17 protein-coding genes are annotated in these 17,146 nt (G+C 67.7%); 9 read left to right on the top strand and 8 right to left on the bottom strand.

Annotated elements, in window-relative coordinates; all coding sequences use genetic code 11:
* Window positions 1-14: 14 nt before the first annotated feature.
* Window positions 15-3,242 carry a ribonuclease E gene (gene rne, locus ACZK08_RS13105; RefSeq protein ID WP_065181952.1) on the bottom strand — a complete coding sequence of 1,076 codons (3,228 nt, stop codon included), beginning with the start codon at window positions 3,240-3,242 and terminating at the stop codon, window positions 15-17.
* Window positions 3,243-3,650: 408 nt separating this feature from the next.
* Between rne and ACZK08_RS13100 the strand changes: the two genes are divergently transcribed.
* Complete coding sequence (locus ACZK08_RS13100; RefSeq protein ID WP_065181953.1) at window positions 3,651-4,625, top strand: RluA family pseudouridine synthase; 975 nt, start codon at window positions 3,651-3,653, stop codon at window positions 4,623-4,625.
* A gap of 373 nt (window positions 4,626-4,998) precedes the next feature.
* On the opposite strand, the gene zupT is transcribed toward ACZK08_RS13100, so the two are convergent.
* The 3 genes from zupT to ACZK08_RS13085 form a co-directional block, all read right to left on the bottom strand.
* Window positions 4,999-5,808: a zinc transporter ZupT gene (zupT, locus tag ACZK08_RS13095; protein ID WP_053516897.1), complete on the bottom strand. Its 810-nt coding sequence runs from the start codon at window positions 5,806-5,808 to the stop codon at window positions 4,999-5,001.
* A 96-nt stretch (window positions 5,809-5,904) separates the two neighbouring features.
* Complete coding sequence (locus tag ACZK08_RS13090) at window positions 5,905-6,318, bottom strand: energy transducer TonB (RefSeq protein WP_053516898.1); 414 nt, start codon at window positions 6,316-6,318, stop codon at window positions 5,905-5,907.
* Window positions 6,315-6,665, bottom strand: coding sequence for a 4a-hydroxytetrahydrobiopterin dehydratase (locus tag ACZK08_RS13085; protein ID WP_065181954.1), 351 nt, complete (start codon window positions 6,663-6,665; stop codon window positions 6,315-6,317). The genes ACZK08_RS13090 and ACZK08_RS13085 overlap by 4 nt, the downstream gene beginning before the upstream one ends.
* A 90-nt stretch (window positions 6,666-6,755) precedes the next feature.
* Between ACZK08_RS13085 and ACZK08_RS13080 the strand changes: the two genes are divergently transcribed.
* A complete protein-coding gene (locus ACZK08_RS13080; RefSeq protein ID WP_065175480.1) occupies window positions 6,756-7,355 on the top strand; it encodes an NfuA family Fe-S biogenesis protein in 600 nt (199 codons plus the stop codon).
* Window positions 7,356-7,365: 10 nt separating this feature from the next.
* Window positions 7,366-9,126: a hypothetical protein gene (locus ACZK08_RS13075; RefSeq protein ID WP_065181955.1), complete on the top strand. Its 1,761-nt coding sequence runs from the start codon at window positions 7,366-7,368 to the stop codon at window positions 9,124-9,126.
* Window positions 9,127-9,247: 121 nt separating this feature from the next.
* Here ACZK08_RS13075 and ACZK08_RS13070 read toward each other — a convergent pair whose 3' ends face one another.
* Entirely contained in the window at window positions 9,248-9,661 is a 414-nt protein-coding gene (locus ACZK08_RS13070; RefSeq protein WP_065181956.1) for a barstar family protein, read from the bottom strand.
* Complete coding sequence (locus ACZK08_RS13065) at window positions 9,658-10,116, bottom strand: guanyl-specific ribonuclease (RefSeq protein ID WP_053516903.1); 459 nt, start codon at window positions 10,114-10,116, stop codon at window positions 9,658-9,660. Before ACZK08_RS13065 ends, ACZK08_RS13070 begins: the two co-directional genes overlap by 4 nt.
* 218 nt (window positions 10,117-10,334) lie before the next feature.
* On the opposite strand from ACZK08_RS13065, the gene ACZK08_RS13060 reads away from it, so the two are divergent.
* Window positions 10,335-10,946 carry a superoxide dismutase gene (locus tag ACZK08_RS13060; protein ID WP_049458515.1) on the top strand — a complete coding sequence of 204 codons (612 nt, stop codon included), beginning with the start codon at window positions 10,335-10,337 and terminating at the stop codon, window positions 10,944-10,946.
* A gap of 102 nt (window positions 10,947-11,048) precedes the next feature.
* Here the strand turns inward: ACZK08_RS13060 and ACZK08_RS13055 are convergent, their stop codons facing one another.
* Window positions 11,049-11,900: an endonuclease/exonuclease/phosphatase family protein gene (locus ACZK08_RS13055; protein ID WP_065181957.1), complete on the bottom strand. Its 852-nt coding sequence runs from the start codon at window positions 11,898-11,900 to the stop codon at window positions 11,049-11,051.
* A gap of 164 nt (window positions 11,901-12,064) precedes the next feature.
* Here ACZK08_RS13055 and ACZK08_RS13050 point away from each other — a divergent pair, with 164 nt between their 5' ends.
* Window positions 12,065-13,630 carry a POT-type proton-dependent oligopeptide transporter gene (locus ACZK08_RS13050; RefSeq protein ID WP_053516906.1) on the top strand — a complete coding sequence of 522 codons (1,566 nt, stop codon included), beginning with the start codon at window positions 12,065-12,067 and terminating at the stop codon, window positions 13,628-13,630.
* A 7-nt stretch (window positions 13,631-13,637) separates the two neighbouring features.
* Window positions 13,638-14,264: a rhomboid family intramembrane serine protease gene (locus tag ACZK08_RS13045; RefSeq protein ID WP_053516907.1), complete on the top strand. Its 627-nt coding sequence runs from the start codon at window positions 13,638-13,640 to the stop codon at window positions 14,262-14,264.
* Between the two features lie 55 nt (window positions 14,265-14,319).
* Here ACZK08_RS13045 and ACZK08_RS13040 read toward each other — a convergent pair whose 3' ends face one another.
* Window positions 14,320-14,481, bottom strand: coding sequence for a hypothetical protein (locus ACZK08_RS13040; protein WP_196768743.1), 162 nt, complete (start codon window positions 14,479-14,481; stop codon window positions 14,320-14,322).
* A 209-nt stretch (window positions 14,482-14,690) separates the two neighbouring features.
* Here ACZK08_RS13040 and ACZK08_RS13035 point away from each other — a divergent pair, with 209 nt between their 5' ends.
* The 3 genes from ACZK08_RS13035 to cfa are packed head-to-tail and all read left to right on the top strand — an operon-like array spanning window position 14,691 to window position 17,049.
* On the top strand, window positions 14,691-14,993 hold the full coding sequence (locus tag ACZK08_RS13035) for a GNAT family N-acetyltransferase (RefSeq protein WP_053516908.1): 303 nt from the start codon (window positions 14,691-14,693) through the stop codon (window positions 14,991-14,993).
* A 36-nt stretch (window positions 14,994-15,029) separates the two neighbouring features.
* The gene (locus ACZK08_RS13030; RefSeq protein WP_053516935.1) at window positions 15,030-15,914 is read left to right on the top strand and encodes a DUF3298 and DUF4163 domain-containing protein; all 885 of its coding nucleotides are present in this window, start codon (window positions 15,030-15,032) and stop codon (window positions 15,912-15,914) included.
* 19 nt (window positions 15,915-15,933) lie between these two features.
* Window positions 15,934-17,049, top strand: a complete 1,116-nt coding sequence (cfa, locus tag ACZK08_RS13025) for a cyclopropane fatty acyl phospholipid synthase (protein WP_065175474.1) — start codon at window positions 15,934-15,936, stop codon at window positions 17,047-17,049.
* Window positions 17,050-17,146: the final 97 nt, after the last annotated feature.

Raw genomic sequence — 17,146 nt, 5'->3', positions numbered from 1 at the left:
CGATCAACGAGCGGTCAGTTGGCCGGCGGCGTGCGCTTGGCGGCCTCGTCGTCCTCTTCGTCAGCCTTGGCTTCGGCCGCCTGGGCGGCAGCATCGGCATGGCCATCCGCGACCGGGTCGAGGGTCGGCGTCACGACGGCATCGGCGACCGGCGCAGGGGCGTCCACCGGCGGGGCTTCCACGGCTACTGGTGCGACCGGGGCTTCGGCAACCACGACAGGTTCGACGACCGGCTTCACTTCAACCACCGGGGCAGCCTCAACGGCCACCGGCGCGGTATCAGGCACGGGCGTTGCCTCAACAGCCGCCGGCTTCGATTCCACGACGGGTGCAGGCTCGACCACGACCGGCTTCACGTCCACCACAGGGGCCGCTTCGGCCACTACCGGCGTTGCTTCGATCACCGGTGCGGCGTCCGCCGACGGGGTTGCCGCCGCCACGGGCTGTGCGGGTGTCGCGGCGTCGATGGCGTCGAGCATGCTGGTCTGCACCGGCGAGGGCGCCGGTTCTGCCTTGGCAGCGGTCTCGACCGGTGCCGGAGGCGCGGCGGTCACCGGCGCGGCTTCAACCACGGCACTGCTGACCACGGCGGCCGGTGCGGCGGCGACAGCGGCCGCAACGCGGGCCGGCTTCTCGCCTTCGACGATGGACGGCTCGGCGTCGTCATCGAAGTCGAACTCCGGCTGCGAGCGGGCGGGCTGCGTGGCTGCAACCGGTGCTGACCCGGCAGCGTGGTCGACACGCGGCTCGGCGCTGTCGGTGCTGTCGGCGTCATCGCCTTCGTCACCGTCATCCTGGTCTTCGCCCAGCGGATCGGTGCCGGCCGCATTCTCGGCGCCACCACGGCGGCGGCGGCGGCCACCACGACGACCACGACGACGGCGGGTCGCGCCTTCGCCGGCCTGCTCGCCCGTGGTGTCGGCAGGTGCCTCTTCGCCCGTCACGGCAGTGGCGTCACCTTCAACGGCGGTGACAGGCGCGACTTCGGCCGGCGCCGCGGCTTCGACCGGCGGCTGTGCGACCACCGGCGCGACCGGCGCCGTAGCTTCCCGCGCGGTCACCGCAGCAGCGGTGATGGCACTTGCCGCCACCGCAGCGGATGCCGTCGCCGTGTCGGTCTGGGCTTCTGCGGCACCACGCTGCGGCTTCTCGGCCGGCTTGTCGCCGTCCTGCTGCGGACGCGGCTGCTTCGGCTGCTTGAGTTTCGGCTGCTGCTGCGGGTTCTGGCCCTGCTGCTCGTTGCGCGGCTTGTTCTGCTGCTGCGGCTGCTGGCCGTCCTTCTGCTTGCCCTGCGGCTGGCCGTTGCCGTTCGTGTTGCCATTGCCACCCTGACGGCCGTCCTTGCGCTGTTCGCCGCGATCCTTGCGGTTGCCGCCCTCCTTCTGCTGCTGCGCATTGCCGTTGCCGCGATTGTCGTCGCGACGGTCCTTGCGGTCCTTGTTGCGATCCTTGTTGCGCTCCCTGCGGCCACCGTCCTGCTGCGGCTGGCGGGCGGCCGGCGGCGCCGGGGCGGGTGCCGGCTCACCACCGAACACGCGCTTGATCCAACCGATCACGCCACCGCCGGTCGACGGGGCGGCGGGCGCAGCCACCACCGGCGCGGGTGCCGCGGCAGCCGGCTCCACTTCCTCACGCACCGGGGCGGGGGAGGTGTGCTTGACCTGGGTCACCACCGGCGGCGGGATGTTCAGCTGGCCCTTGGTGAGGGCGTGCACAGGCAGCTTGCGCGGAGTGCCACGCTGGTAGCTCGGACGGCTGCTTTCCTCGCCCAGTTCGTTCTCACGCAGGCGGGTGACCGTGTAGTGCGGGGTGTGCAGCTGCTCGTCGGCGACGATCACGATCGGCGCTTCATGGCGCTGTTCGATTTCGCGCAGCGCGCTGCGCTTCTCGTTCAGCAGGTAATTGGCGATCTCCACCGGCGCCTGCACCAGCACCTGCCCGGTGTTCTCCTTCATCGCGTGCTCTTCGGCCACGCGGATGATCGACAGCGACAGCGACTCGACGCTGCGCATGCGGCCGTGGCCATCACAGCGCGGGCAGACGATCTGGCTCGATTCGCCCAAGCTCGGGCGCAGGCGCTGGCGGCTCATTTCCAGCAGGCCGAAGCGCGAGATGCGGCCGACCTGAACGCGTGCGCGGTCGTACTTCAGCGCGTTGGCCAGGCGGTTCTCGACCTCGCGCTGATGCTTGTTGGAGGACATGTCGATGAAGTCGATCACCACCAGGCCGCCCAGATCGCGCAGGCGCAGCTGGCGGGCCACTTCCTCGGCCGCTTCCAGATTGGTCTGGAAGGCGGTGTCCTCGATGTCGCTGCCCTTGGTCGCGCGCGAGGAGTTCACGTCGACGGCGGTCAGTGCTTCGGTCTGGTCGACCACGATCGAGCCGCCCGACGGCAGGCGCACGTTGCGCTCGTAGGCGCCTTCGATCTGCGATTCGATCTGGAAGCGGTTGAACAGCGGGATGTCGTCCTTGTAATGCTTGAGCTTGCGCAGGGTCTGCGGCATCACCTGCTGCATGAACTCCTTGGCGTGCTCGTACATCTCCTCGGTGTCCACCAGGATCTCGCCGATGTCGGCGCGCAGGTAGTCACGCAGGGCGCGCACGATCAGGCGCGATTCCTGGTAGATCAGGAACGGGGCCGGCTTGCTCAGCGCCGCCTCGGCGATCGCCCGCCAGACGCTGAGCAGGTAGTCCAGATCCCACTGCAGCTCTTCCGCATCGCGGCCGACGCCGGCGGTACGGATGATCACGCCCATGTCGTCGGGAATGTTCAGCTTGTCCAGTGCGTCCTTCAGGGCAGCCCGGTCTTCGCCCTCGATGCGGCGGGAGACGCCGCCGGCACTTGGCGAGTTCGGCATCAGCACCATGTAGCGGCCGGCCAGGGAGATGAACGTGGTCAGGGCGGCGCCCTTGTTGCCACGCTCTTCCTTGTCGACCTGGACCACCACTTCCTGGCCTTCCTTGAGCAGCTCGCGGATGCCGGCCTTGTTGTGGTCGACACCGGCCTGGAAGTAGTCGCGGGAGATTTCCTTCAGCGGCAGGAAGCCATGGCGGCCACCGCCATATTCGACGAAGGCGGCTTCCAGCGAGGGCTCGATGCGGAAGATCCGGCCCTTGTAGATGTTGGACTTCTTCTGTTCCTTCGACGGCTGCTCGATGTCGATGTCATACAACGACTGGCCATCCACGATGGCAACACGCAGCTCTTCAGCCTGCGTGGCGTTGATCAGCATTCGCTTCATTGTTGCGTTCCTCGCAAGCGGCTACCGCGCGGAACGCCATGGGGTTTCGCCTCTGGATACGGCTCGCCCCCCATTCGCGCAAGCGCGGGGAGGGGGGCTTGGGTTTCCAGCGCTACGACACCACGGCAGGCCGCGGGAGCGCTTCACTCATATGGTTTTTGGGGTGTTGCAGGGCCGCAGGCAGCTGTCAGCCAGGCTGGAGCGCCACGCGGGACATGTTCAGCACGGTTGCGTGTCAGGCATCCGGCGATGGCCGGGAAGGCCGGTGAGCCGCTAACATGGCCGCCCCGCGGGCGGTGGTCGCGCACTGTGCCGGATTCGTCGGAAGCTGGGCTTCTGGCCCTGAGTAACTTCCAACGAAATCAATCCCTTATCTCGCCCCCCGAGTGTAACAGAATAAACAGCCTGATGACCGCCCAAGACCCCACCAAGCCAGCTGGCGACAAGCCATCCGTGCGCATGATCACCGTTCCCGCCGACCGCGCCGGCCAGCGCCTGGATAATTTCCTGCTCGGCCAGCTGAAAGGGGCCCCGCGCAGCCTGGTCTACAAGCTGGTGCGCAGCGGGCAGGTGCGGGTCAATGGCGGCCGCGCCAAGGCCGAGCGCAAGCTGGAGGCGGGCGACGAGGTGCGGGTGCCGCCGGTCCGTCTCACCGAGGAGGGAGACAAGGCTGGTCCTCCCGAGTCGTTCATGCGCCGTCTGGAACAGGCCATCGTCTTCGAGGACGCACGGCTGCTGGCGCTGAACAAACCCTCGGGCGTGGCCAGTCATGGCGGCAGCGGGATCAGCTTCGGCGCCATCGAGACCCTGCGCGCCCTGCGCCCGGGCCAGACGCTGGAACTGGTCCACCGTCTCGACCGCGATACGTCGGGCCTGCTGGTGGTGGCCAAGAAGCGCTCGGCGCTGAGCGAGCTGCAGGCGCTGCTGCGTGAAGACCATGGCGCCGGCATCCGCAAGCGTTACCTGACCCTGCTGACCGGACGCATGCCCGACGGGGTGATGACGGTGGACGCGCCGCTGCACGTGGGCCTGCGCCAGGGCGGTGAGCGACATGTCCAGGTCAATGCGATCGGCAAGGAATCGATCAGTCATTTCCGCGTGCTGGAGCGGCGTGGGGGCCATTCCTATTGCGAGGTGCGCATCGAGACCGGCCGGACCCATCAGATCCGGGTGCACGCCCAGCATCTGGGGCATGCGGTGGCCGGTGACGACAAGTACGGCGATCCTGCGGTGAACAAGCGGCTTCGTGAGCAGATCGGCCTGAAGCGGTTGTTCCTGCACGCGGCCTCGCTGGAGTTCGCGCTGGACGACGGCAAGACCCCCTACGTGCTGAACGCTCCGCTGGCGGATGAGTTGGTCGAGGCGCTGGACCGCCTGCGCTGACGGCGGTTCGGCGGCGCCGGGCGCTTGGTCGGCACCGTCGCTTCCCTGCGATGAGTGGGCTTGTCACTTTCTTTGCTCGTGCAAAGAAAGTAGCCAAAGAAACACGCCGCCATCCGCGCCGGCGCTGCGCGCCGGTGCCCTGCGCTCCTCGGCTCGCTACAAGGCGGACCTGACAGCCGCAGCGTAGACCCATACCCGCACGCAGCCCTTGTACAGTCGAGCCACGCTCGACTGACGCGCGCAGCGCGGGCTTCGCTTTTTCATTCTTTCATCGCGCGGCTGGCGCGCGCCTATAGCCTGTCAGAGCCTGGTCCAACCCCGGGATCTCGCTCCGCCAGCCGCGAGGGGGCTCAGCCCGTTGGTCGCAACCCGCTCACCACTTGAACAGCACCAGGCTGACCGCCAGCGTTCCCATGCCTGCAACCAGGCCGTACACCGTTTCGTGACCCTTGGCGTAGCGCTTGGCCGCCGGCAGCAGTTCATCCAGGGCCAGGAACACCATCACGCCGGCGATCAGGCCGAACACCCAGCCGAACGTGGCGTGCGACAGCGATCCGGACAGCAGCCAGTAGCCCAGCATGGCCCCCACCGGCTCGGCCAGGCCTGACAGCAGGCTGGCGCCGAACGCATAGAACTTGTTCTGGGTGGCGAAGTACACCGGGACCGCGATTGCGATGCCCTCGGGAATGTTGTGGATGGCGATGGCGAAGGCCAGCGGCATGCCCACCGACGGGCTTTCCAGCGTAGCGAAGAAGGTCGCCAGCCCTTCCGGGAAATTGTGTGCGGTGATCGCCACCGAGGTCAGCAGCGCGACCCGCTTCAGGTACTCGCGGCTGTTCTCGCGGAACGCAGGGTCCTGCTTGTCCAGGCTGTCGTGCGGATTGGGAATGAAGTGATCGATCAGCACGATCACGATCACACCGGCCAGGAACGCCAGCGTGCCGTAGGTGAAGCCGGTGCGCTCGCCATAGGCCAGGGCGAACGACGCGATGGACTTGTTGAGGATCTCCGACAGCGACACGTAGACCATCGCGCCGCCGGCGAAGGCCAGGCCGAACGCCAGCAGGCGCGGGTTGGGGCGGCGCGAGAACAGCACCAGCAGGCTGCCGATGGCGGTCGCCAGGCCGGCCGCGAGGGTGACCGCCAGCGCGATCCAGATGTTTTCGGGGGGGATCTGCAGCATGTACCGACGCGGTCCTGGTCAACAGACAACCGCCCCGGGCACTGCCGGGGCGGCAAGGGCGAGGCGGGCGTCGGCTGGCCTCGTCATGGTGTGCGGTCAGCCGCCGCGGCGCAGGCGCTCTTCCACCGCGAAACACTGGTCCGGCTTCGGCTGCGGCGGGTTGAAGCTGACCGGCACCTGGATGGTGGCGGGCACGGCCTGGCCATTGCGGGTGGCGGCCTTGAACTGCCAGCCCTGCACGGCATTCCTGGCCAGCTCATCCAGCTGCGGGTTGCCCGCGCCGCTCAGCAGGGTCACTTCGCTGGGCTTGCCGTCGGTGCCGATGGTCACCTTGAAGGTGCTGGTGCCGCCTGTACCGGTACAGGCCAGCTCGAGCGGGTACTGCGGTGGCGGCGTCTTCACCGCAGCCACCTCGGTCGGCGGCGGCACGGGCGGCGACGGCTCGGAGGCGCCACAGCCGGCGAGGCCGGTCACAGCGATCAGGGACAGGCTCAGCACTCGCACATTCATGGCAGTTGCTCCGTGAGGGCCGATGTCTTGGCCGCGCAGATGAAGTCGTTCTCGCTCAGGCCGCCGACGTCGTGGGTCGAATAGCGCACCACGGCGCGGTCGTAGTGCACGCCCAGGTCCGGGTGGTGATCCTCGTGGTGGGCGATCCAGGCCAGTGCATTCACAAAGGCCATGGTGGCGTAGTAGTCCTTGAAGCGGAAGGTGCGCAGCAGCGCCTGGCCGCCTTCGGTCAGTTCCCAGCCGGGAATCTGCGGCAGCAGCTCGGCCAGGCGGGCCTCGCCCAGCTTGTGGTCGCTGCCTTTGCGCGGCACGCAACGGGCCTGGGCCAGTGGAATCAGGTCGGCCATGGGAATCTCCACCTCGTGTTGACTGAACAATGCGCCGGACGGTGTATAAACCGAATGAGCGGTTGACACTTACTTGGCTAGAATAGCCTGATGATCCAGATCTCCGACACTGCCCAGACCCATTTCCGCAAGCTGATCGAACGCGAGGGCGCGCCCGGCATGGGCGTACGCCTGAGCGCGGTTGATCCCGGCACTCCGCGTGCCGATGCGCGGCTGGAATTCGCCGAACCCTCGGACCTGCACGGCGACGAGTGGGCCGTGGACTGCGACGGGTTCACCCTGTATGTCGACGCCGGCAGCGTCGGCTGGCTCGATGGCGCGGAGATCGACATCGTGGCTGGCGCGGCAGGTGCCCAGCAGTTGACCATCAAGGCGCCGCGCATCAAGGGCGAAGCGCCCGGGGAGGCCGCTTCGCTGGTCGAGCGTGTGCACTGGGTGGTGGAGAATGAAATCAATCCACAGCTCGCCTCCCATGGCGGCAAGGTCGCAGTGCAGGAAGTCTCGGCCGAGGGCGTGGTGCTGCTGCGTTTCGGTGGTGGCTGCCAGGGCTGTGGCATGGCCGATGTGACCCTCAAGCAGGGCATCGAAAAGACCTTGATGGGCCGGGTGCCCGGCGTGACCGCAGTGCGCGACGCGACCGACCACGACAGCGGCCACGCGCCGTACATCCCGCGCGGCAACGCCGCCTGATCGCCGACGCGTGCCTCTGCCCAGAGCCGAGCAACTCATCGACCTGCTGCTGGCGCGCCAGCAGCAACCGATCATCCTGGAGAAGAACACGCGCCTGCCTTATGGCTGGGCGCTGTGGCTGCGCTCGCTGAGCCCGTTGCCACGCCCGTTCCATGCGCGCGAGGTGATCGCGGTGCTGCTGCCCAGGCCTCTGCCGGGACGCCCCGGGACGCTGCCGGCGCTGCCCCGCTGGCAGGCGCTGCGGCGCCTGTTGTGGCAGGACTGGGAGCCGGCGCCGCGTGACCAGCGCTGGATGCGCTGGACGTCGGCCGTCGCCAGTGCATTGCTGCACCTGCTGTTCTTCCTGCTGCTGCTGTGGGTGGCGGTGATCCGCACCTCGGTGCCCGCCGAGCAGGGATCCGACGGTGAGCGCGTGCAGATCGAGTTTGTCGGCCGCGCCAGCCAGGAGGGCGGAGGCGACCAGCCCGGCGCCGAATCGGCTGCAGCAGCTGCAGCCGGCCGCACGGCTGCAGGAGACGCGGCAGGATCGGCAACTGCGCCGCAGCCGCGACCGGTCGCGGCGCGCCCGCAGCCACCCCCTGCTGCGGCCCCCACTGCCGCCAGTACGCCTCCGCAAGCCATGCCGACCGAGCCGGCCCCACCGGCCACGCCGCCGCCTTCGCCGGTCCAGGCGACCGACGTGGCGCAGGCCACGACCGATTTCGTGGTGCCGCCGGTCAGCGTGCCGCGCACCGAAGTGAGCATCGTGCCGCGCGACACAACGCCCAGCGTACGCGAGCGCAGCGTGCAGCCGCTGGAGGCGCCGCCCACACCGCAAGCGCTGCGCACACCGGATGTGCAGGTGAGGGTGCCGCAGATCCGCCAGCCGCAGGTGCAGGAACGTGAGGTGGCCATCGTGGAGACACCCGTTGTGGCTCCGGCGGTGCGCGCAGCGGAAGTACCGATCCGCGTTCCGCAGCAGGATGTGCAGGTGCGCGAACGCGAAGTGCAGGCGGTTGTCGATCCGCAGGTGCGGATGGCGCCGATCGCAGGCCGTGAGCCTGCAGTACGGGCGCCCGCGGGCCGCGACGTGCAGGTGCGCGAACGTGAGGTGGCGTCTGCACCGGTCGCTTCGCCTGCGCCTTCCGGTGGCAGTGCCGCAACCTCCGCCCCCGCAGCCCAGGGCAGCGCGGCTGCGGTGAGCAGTCCCGCGGCGCGCCCATCAGCCGTCGCCACGACACCGGCACAGGCCGGTGCCCGCCCGACGCCGACCCCGGGCAACTGGGCTACGCCGGCCCGGGGCGACGACTGGGGGGCCTCGGATCGCACTCGTGATGGCGCCCGCAGCGGTGCCGCGCAGGCGAGCAGCGCGGGCCGGGGCAACGGCCTGTTCAACGCCGACGGCAGCGTGCGTGTACCGGGGCAGGACGGCCCCGGCAATGCGGAGCGCGGCGCTCCCGGGGGGGACAACGACGGCTGGAGCAAGGAACGCATCGCCCAGTCGGGGACATGGCTGAAGCGACCGCCCTACGACTACACGCCCACCTCGTTCGACAAATACTGGGTGCCGCAGGAGTCGCTGCTGGCCGAGTGGGTGCGCAAGGGCGTCAAGGCGATGGAGATTCCGCTTCCCGGCACCAGCACCCGGATTTCCTGCGTCATCTCCATTCTGCAGGCGGGTGGCGGCTGCGGCCTGACCGACCCGAACATGCAGGACCAGCCGGCCGTGGCCCGGCCGCCGCCGGATATCCCGTTCAAGAAGGAACTGCAGGAAGACAATGGGAGCCGCTAGCGGCTCCCATTGTCCACGCATGTTTCCTTATCTCCGCGCCGTTGGCGCGCCCCCTTTGAACAACAAGGGGGCTCTTCGCCGGAACCATTGCGGGCGGCCGGCCTTGGTCGGCGTCGCCCCTTTACTCGCTCTGTGACAGGAACACCCAGAACGGCACGTCGCGGCCGACCCAATCCCGGCTGGCTTCGTCCAGCACGTCGAGCAGGGTGTCGAAATCCTTGGCTGCGCCAGCGCGCAGCGCGTCGACATCCGCCAGGAACAGCGCATAACCGCTGGCCGGCAGCCACTGCAGGTCGCGAAGATTGTCCGACAGGGCATCCCAGTTGCCGCCGAAGCCGGCCGGGAAGTCCAGCTGCGCGGACAGCCGCGCCAGCAGGGTGCGCTTGTCGGTCACGCCCTCCAGATCGATGCGGATCACCCTCAGGCCGGCATCGCGCATGGCCGCGGCAAGCGCGCCGATGTCCGCGCTGTCGATGGCATACACGCCGGCGTTGTTGATGTCGTGCAGGCCGAGGCCGAAATCATCGTGGCTCATCGAGCGTCTCCGGGGGATGGAACGGTGAAGCTGCGGAATGAGCCGTAATGGTCATCGGTGTAGTACCACGCCTCTGCCGGATCGCCGCCCGTGACGATGCGGCGTGCCCCCCGGTTGCCCGCACCGGGGGTGTCGACCGTGTACTCGCGGTAGTAGCCACGCGGCCGCTGCGGCAGGCGCTGCTCGCGGTTACCGAAGGTGCTGCCATCCTGGCGGTGCGGGAAGGGCCCGCCCCGCTGGATCAGGGTGATGGTCTGGCGTGCTTCGGCGGGAAGGAAGGCGGGCAGGCCGCTGCGTGCGCCATCGCCGTGTGCCGGGGTCGGGGCACTCCGGGCCGGGGCGCCCTGCAGGTCCGGCGCGAACTGCGGTGCCGGCGGCCGCTGCATGACGTGGTTGACGACCAGGCCGAGCAGCAGCAGGGCGATGGCAGTGATCAGCAGCCGGGGGTTGCGCATGGGCACGAACGGGTGAGGGTGGTGCATGCACTGTAGCGCCTGTGCGCTGCACGCTGCATGAGGAACCGCCGCGTCACCGCTGCGTAACAATTGCCGGCATGCTCACCGGCAGGACGCAATTTCCTTTACATCCCCCTTGGTAATCTAGTGGTCTGTCCCCATCATTCACCGCGCTACACCCGACACCGTCGGGTGCCCTCGCAATCAGGAGATGCATCATGGCCTATACCCTGCCCAAGCTGTCCTACGCCTACGACGCGCTGGAGCCGCATATCGACGCGGCGACGATGGAGATCCATCACACCAAGCATCACCAGACCTACATCAACAACGTCAACGCGGCGCTGGAAGGCACCGAGTACGCTGACCTGCCGGTGGAAGAGCTGGTGAAGAAGCTGAAGTCGCTGCCGGAGAACCTGCAGGGCCCGGTGCGCAACAACGGCGGTGGCCATGCCAACCACTCGCTGTTCTGGACGGTGATGGCGCCGAACGCGGGCGGCAACCCGGTGGGCGACGTGGCCAAGGCCATCGACAAGGACCTGGGCGGTTTCGACAAGTTCAAGGACGCCTTCACCAAGGCGGCGCTGACCCGCTTCGGCAGCGGCTGGGCATGGTTGAGCGTCACCCCCGACAAGAAGGTCGTGGTGGAAAGCACCGGCAACCAGGACAGCCCGCTGATGGAAGGCAACACGCCCATCCTCGGTCTGGACGTGTGGGAGCACGCGTACTACCTGAAGTACCAGAACCGTCGTCCGGAATACATCGGCGCGTTCTTCAACGTCATCGACTGGAACGAAGTCGAGCGCCGTTACCAGGACGCGATCGCCTGAAGGCGGTGACGGGATGACATGAGAAGGCCGGGGGAGACCCCGGCCTTTTTGTTTGCCAGCTTCTGGACGTCGGGCGGGACCTGGTGGGTGCCGAGGGCGGGCCTATTCCGCGGTGGCCGTATCGCCCTGCAGGCGCAGGGTGGCCATCATCCCCAGGCGCAGTCCAGGCAGCTCGCCGTCGGCCGGCAGCAGGATGGGCTGCTGGCGGATGCCGCCGAAATGCTTGACCTGGAACAGCACATCCAGACCGTGACCGCTGGCGCCGCCGGCACCGGAGGCTGACGCTTCCGCCCGGCCGCCCGGGCTGCGCCGGGCCGGCTGGAAGCCCGGCGTAGCGCGCACCAGTTCCACCGTGCCGGCGGAAAAATCGCCTGCGATCACACTGGGCAGGCCTTCGGCGGTCGCGCTGATCCAGGCCATGAGATCGCTGGTCTGGTGCTGGCGGGCCGCCGCTTCATCCGGCTCCGGGCGCAGGCGTGTCACGTAGACATTGACCAGGGCCTCGCCCAGCCGCAGCCGCATCATGCCCGCCGCGCTGAACGTACCGGGCGGGTGCAGCAGGGTCACGCCATCCTCGCTGACCGGCAGCCGCGTCAGCATCGCATTGCCGTGCCGCAGCGGCTGGCTGGGCGGGTCGGCCGTGACGAAGTCGCAGCTGTAGCGCAGCCGGTTGGCCAGCCAGCAGGCCGGGTTGCGCCCCTGCTGCTGCCGTACCTGCTGCACCGAGATGACGTCCGGCTGCAGCTCGGTCAACAGCTGCGCCACCTGTTCGCGGCGTTGCTTCCACTGCGCATCGTCCCGCCCGGGCAGTTCCAGGGCCGCCACGGTCAGCTGCCGGGCCTGCGCGTCGAGGGTCGCGGTGTCCGCGGCCTGCTGCGGCCGCGCCGGTGCCGGCAATGCAAGCAGCAACAGGCAGCAGCCGAGCAGGGGGCGGACGAGGACGAGGGCGCGCATAACGATAAGTTTACGCTTTTGTCGTGCAGGTGCCGTGACTTCCGGCAGGGCACCGGTACCGCCTGCCATGGATCGGCGGCGCTGTCATGCAGCCCCGCAGCGTGCTTCCAGCCCGCAGGTTCCGGTAACCTTGCGGCTTTCGCTTTGCAGGAATGCCTTACAGGATGAGCCACGACGCAGTCGCCCCCATCGCCGGCCAGGGAAAGATGCCGCGCCAGATCCCGTACATCATCGGCAATGAGGCCTGCGAACGGTTCAGCTTCTACGGGATGCGCAACATCCTGGTGCAGTTCCTGATCACCTCGCTGCTGCTGCAGGAAATCACTGCGGAAGGCCGTGCCGGTGAAGCCAAGGACATCATGCACAGCTTCATGATCGGCGTGTACTTCTTCCCGCTGCTGGGCGGCTGGCTGGCCGACAGGTTCTTCGGCAAGTACCACACGATCCTCTGGTTCAGCCTGGTCTACTGCGCCGGCCACCTGTGCCTGGCGCTGTTCGAGAACAGCCGCCAGGGCTTCTTCCTCGGCCTGGGCCTGATCGCGCTGGGTGCCGGTGGCATCAAGCCGCTGGTGGCCTCGTTCATGGGTGACCAGTTCGACCAGAGCAACAAGCACCTGGCCAAGCTGGTGTTCGATGCCTTCTACTGGATCATCAACTTCGGCTCGCTGTTTGCGTCGCTGCTGATTCCGCTGGTGCTGAAGAACTGGGGCCCGCAGTGGGCGTTCGGCATTCCGGGCATCCTGATGTTCGTGGCGACCTTCGTGTTCTGGCTTGGCCGCAAGCGCTACGTACTGGTGCCGCTGCCGCCGAAGGACCCGCATTCGTTCGCCAACGTGGCGCGCACGGCGCTGACCGCGCGGGTGGCGGGCCAGGGCCGTCCGGGCCTGGCGATCGCCGTGGCCGGCCTGGTGCTGGCGGTGGCATCGTTCGGTCTGGTCGGCTCGTTGGGCATCGTGATCTGCCTGTGCCTTGCGCTGGTGGCGATCCTGGCTGGTGTCGGTGGCGGCACCTGGCTGCAGCTGGACCGCGCCCGCGCGCACCATCCGGCCGAAGCCGTGGAGGGCGTGCGTTCGGTGCTGCGCGTGCTGGTGATCTTCGCGTTGACCACGCCGTTCTTCTCGCTGTTCGACCAGAAGGCCTCGACCTGGGTGCTGCAGGGACAGCAGATGCAGATGCCGAGCTGGTTCACCGCCTCGCAGATGCAGGCGCTGAACCCGCTGCTGGTGATGATCCTCATCCCGTTCAACAACCTGGTGCTGTACCCGGCCCTGCGCCGCTTCGGCTTCGAGCCGACCGCGCTGCGCCGGATGACCGCCGGCATCGCCTTCAGCGGCCTGGCCTGGATCGTCGTCGGCAGCATCCAGGTGGTGATGGATGGCGGCAATGCCATGTCGATCTTCTGGCAGATCCTGCCGTACGCGCTGCTGACCTTCGGTGAGGTCCTGGTGTCCGCGACCGGCCTGGAGTTCGCCTACAGCCAGGCGCCCCAGGCGATGAAGGGGGTGGTGATGAGCTTCTGGAACCTGACCACCACCATCGGCAACCTGTGGGTGCTGCTGTCCAATGCGGCCGTACGCAACGAAACGGTGACCCACCAGATCGCCGGCACCGGCTTGAGCGAGGCGGCCTTCCTGATGTTCTTCTTCGCCGGCTTCGCCTTCATCGCGGCGTTGGCCTTCGGTTGGTACGCGAAACGCTATCGTATGGTCGACAACTACCGCGCTGCCTGAGCCTGACATGACCCCCGTCAATCTGCTGTTGATCGCCATCACCGCCATCCTGTCATGGAGGGCGTTCAACCACCGCGCGCTGGCCGACCGCCTGATCCTGTGGCCACCGGCCATCGACCGCCACCGCCAGTACGACCGGCTGGTGACCTATGGATTCATCCACGCGGACTGGTCGCACCTGATCTTCAACATGATCACCCTGTTCTTCTTCGGGGGATTCATCGAGAGCGTGATGGTGCAGCTGACCGGCAGCTACCTGACCTATCCGGCGTTCTACATCGGCGCGCTGGTGGTCTCGATCCTGCCGAGCTACCTGAAGAACCAGAAGAATCCGAACTACCTCAGCCTGGGGGCTTCGGGTGCGGTGTCGGCGGTGCTGTTCGCCTTCATCCTGATCAAGCCGTGGTCGATCATCCTGGTGTTCTTCATCCCCGCACCAGCCATCGTGTACGCCGCGTTCTATGTCGGCTACAGCATCTGGATGGACAAGCGCGGCGGCGACCGCATCAACCACAGCGCGCACCTGGCCGGCGCGGCATTCGGCGTGATCTTCATGCTGGCCATGCAGCCGAGCATCTTCACCCACTTCCTGCGCGAACTGTCCAACCCGACCTTCCGCTTGGGCGGCGGTTGAGGGCCTGGGGTCGGATCCGCTGGATCCGACCCCGGGGCAGGGCCCCCGCTCGTGGTCAGGCCCGGGTCTGCTGGCCGTAGGTGTCCAGCAGGCGGGCGAAGACTTCCTCGCCGATACGCTGGAAGGCCTGCTCGCCGGTCTGGCCTTCCACGGCGAGCTGGAGCAGGCCCTCCAGCAGGGCGCGGTCGGTATCGGAATGGGAATCGCTGGGGTGCATCGGGGGCCTCCACGGCAGTCGCACGGTCTACGGTCGCAAGGGCCGTGCCAGCGTGGCCGGACCCCTCCGCAGGCGATAGCGGCCGCGGGCGCTCCAGCTTTAGGGTCGCAAACTGACGTGGAGGGCCTGGACTTGCCCCTGTTCAGGCTTCACGCGATCATGGCGCCCGGCTGCGCACCATCCACGCAGTCGCCGCAGGAGACAGTCCCATGGCTTCGGTCACGCCCCCCGGTCTGGCCTACGAGGTCGATCACGACCAGGCCAACCATCGCTTCACTGCCCGTGTGCGTGGACAGGTGGCGGTGCTCGATTACCAGATCAAGCGCAGACGCATGGTCATCACCCACACCGAGGTGCCCGAGCCGATCGCCGGCCGGGGCATCGCCGGCGAGTTGACCCGCGTGGCGCTGCGGTTCGCGCGGGAGCAGAAGTACAAGGTCGTGCCGGCGTGTGCCTACGCCGAGGCATTCCTGCAGCGGCATGAGGAGTATCACGACCTTCTGGCGGGATGACGCCAGCGGGCTACGCTTAAGCCAGGGCGGGCGATGATGGATGAACATGAACAGGGGATCCCGATGAAGATTGGAAACAACCGGCTGCTGCGCGGAAGCGTGCTGGCCGGTGTGGCAGGCGTGCTGTTGCTGGCGGGCTGCCAGCGTGAAGCCGAAACCCCGGCACCGGTGGCCGACGCGGCGCCGGCCGCCGATGCCTCCGCCACGGGCGAGGCGCCCGCTGCGGAAGCACCGCTCGACCTGCGCGACGTGATCGAGAACAACGAACGCGAGGTGGTGGGCATCAGCTATCCGGCAGGCATCGACCGCTATCCGGGCCTGGCGCGTGCGCTCCAGGACTACGCCACCACGGCCCGCAGCGAGCTGCAGCAGGCGCTCGATGGGCTGGGCAACGACAAGCCGACCATGCCCTACGAACTCTCGCTGAGCTTCGAGAAGGTGCTGGAGACGCCGCAGCTGGTGGTGGTGAGTGCCGATGGCAGCCGTTACACCGGCGGCGCCCACGGCGAACCCCTGGTGGCACGTTTCGTCTGGCTGCCGGAGCAACAGCAGATGCTCAGCGCCGACAAGCTGGTGACCGACAGCAAGGGCTGGAAGGCGATCAGCGATTTCGTCGCGGACCAGCTGCGCGAGCGCGTGGCGACACGCCTCAGCGGCGAGGACATGGAGCCGGCCGAGCTGCAGGAGTCGCTGCGCAATGCATCGCGCATGATCGCCGATGGCACCGGCCCGCAGCCCGACAATTTCAGCCAGTTCCAGCCGCTGACCGACGACAAGGGGCAGATCACCGCGCTGCGCTTTGTTTTCCCGCCCTACCAGGTGGGTCCATACTCGGATGGAACGCAGACCGCCGATGTGCCGGCGGCGGTGCTGTTGCCGCACGTGGCCAAGGATTACGTGGAGCTGTTCGCACGCGGTTGAGCGCAGACGAGGAGGGGGCGTGGATACAGGGTTGCAGGAGCGGGTCAGCGGCCTGCTCCACGAAGCCGGGGTCCGCATTGGCGGCTCCCGGCCACAGGACATCCAGGTACATGATCCGAGGTTCTTCGCACGGGTCATGGCGCACGGTTCGCTCGGCCTGGGCGAGAGCTACATGGATGGTTGGTGGGACGCCAACGTCCTGGACGAATTCCTGGTCCACCTCATGCAGGCGCATCTGGACGAACGGGTGCACGGCTGGCGGGAAGTGGCCGACGCGCTGAAGGCGCGCCTGTTCAACCTGCAGGCCGGGCAGGGAAGCTACGAAGTCGGCCGTCGCCACTACGATCTGGGCAACGATCTGTACCAGGCGATGCTGGGCCGGCGCCTGGTGTACAGCTGTGGCTACTGGCGGCAGGCCGATGACCTGGACGCTGCACAGGAAGCCAAGCTGGACCTGGTCTGCCGCAAGCTGGGATTGCGCCCGGGCCAGCGGGTGCTGGATATCGGCTGCGGTTGGGGTGAGGCCCTGAAGTTCGCTGCCGAACGCTATGGAGTCAGCGGGGTCGGTGTAACGATCTCGCAGGAGCAGGCGGAATTCGCGCGCGAGCTGTGCGCCGGTCTGCCGATCGAGATCCGCCTGCAGGACTACCGCGCGCTGGACGAACCCTTCGATGCGATCTTCTCGATCGGCATGTTCGAGCACGTCGGTGACAAGAACTACCGCAGTTTCTTCGAGGTGGCGCGGCGCTGCCTGTCGCCACGTGGCCTGCTGCTGCTGCACAGCATCGGGACCAACGTGTCGCGGCATCGTACCGATCCGTGGATCGCGCGCTACATCTTTCCCAACTCGATGCTGCCCTCGGCGGCGCAGATCAGCAGGGCGTTCGAGGGGCGGTTCGTGTTGGAGGACTGGCACAATTTCGGCACCGACTACGACCTGACCCTGCAGGCGTGGCGGCGCAACGTGGAAGCGGCGTGGCCCCGGCTGGATGCGCGCTATGACGAGCATTTCCGGCGGATGTGGCGCTTCTATCTGGCCGGTTCGATGGCGACCTTCCGTTGCCGGCACGCGCAGTTGTGGCAGCTGGTACTTTCGCCGGAAGGTGTGCCGGGAGGCTATGTGGCGCCGCGATGAAGCCAGAGCGGGGGCAGATCCCTTTCGCAGAATAGGGCTCTGACCCCAACCACAACGAAAAAACCGCCCGGTTTCCCGGGCGGTTCTGTTTTCAGCT

This window comes from Stenotrophomonas sp. 112478_Sma (genome assembly GCF_056479905.1).
The sequence above is the reverse complement of the archived record's forward strand: the minus strand, read 5'-3'. Positions and strand labels throughout refer to the sequence as shown.

Bases quoted from the DNA above. Each gene is read 5' to 3' on its own strand.
- ACZK08_RS13065 (WP_053516903.1), bottom strand. From the start codon at position 10,116: ATGCGCAACCCCCGGCTGCTGATCACTGCCATCGCCCTGCTGCTGCTC.
- ACZK08_RS13060 (WP_049458515.1), top strand. From the start codon at position 10,335: ATGGCCTATACCCTGCCCAAGCTGTCCTACGCCTACGACGCGCTGGAG.
- ACZK08_RS13030 (WP_053516935.1), top strand. From the start codon at position 15,030: ATGGATGAACATGAACAGGGGATCCCGATGAAGATTGGAAACAACCGG.
- ACZK08_RS13050 (WP_053516906.1), top strand. From the start codon at position 12,065: ATGAGCCACGACGCAGTCGCCCCCATCGCCGGCCAGGGAAAGATGCCG.
- ACZK08_RS13045 (WP_053516907.1), top strand. From the start codon at position 13,638: ATGACCCCCGTCAATCTGCTGTTGATCGCCATCACCGCCATCCTGTCA.
- ACZK08_RS13055 (WP_065181957.1), bottom strand. From the start codon at position 11,900: ATGCGCGCCCTCGTCCTCGTCCGCCCCCTGCTCGGCTGCTGCCTGTTG.
- ACZK08_RS13080 (WP_065175480.1), top strand. From the start codon at position 6,756: ATGATCCAGATCTCCGACACTGCCCAGACCCATTTCCGCAAGCTGATC.
- ACZK08_RS13100 (WP_065181953.1), top strand. From the start codon at position 3,651: ATGACCGCCCAAGACCCCACCAAGCCAGCTGGCGACAAGCCATCCGTG.
- ACZK08_RS13040 (WP_196768743.1), bottom strand. From the start codon at position 14,481: ATGCACCCCAGCGATTCCCATTCCGATACCGACCGCGCCCTGCTGGAG.
- zupT (WP_053516897.1), bottom strand. From the start codon at position 5,808: ATGCTGCAGATCCCCCCCGAAAACATCTGGATCGCGCTGGCGGTCACC.
- rne (WP_065181952.1), bottom strand. From the start codon at position 3,242: ATGAAGCGAATGCTGATCAACGCCACGCAGGCTGAAGAGCTGCGTGTT.
- ACZK08_RS13090 (WP_053516898.1), bottom strand. From the start codon at position 6,318: ATGAATGTGCGAGTGCTGAGCCTGTCCCTGATCGCTGTGACCGGCCTC.
- ACZK08_RS13070 (WP_065181956.1), bottom strand. From the start codon at position 9,661: ATGAGCCACGATGATTTCGGCCTCGGCCTGCACGACATCAACAACGCC.
- ACZK08_RS13035 (WP_053516908.1), top strand. From the start codon at position 14,691: ATGGCTTCGGTCACGCCCCCCGGTCTGGCCTACGAGGTCGATCACGAC.
- ACZK08_RS13085 (WP_065181954.1), bottom strand. From the start codon at position 6,665: ATGGCCGACCTGATTCCACTGGCCCAGGCCCGTTGCGTGCCGCGCAAA.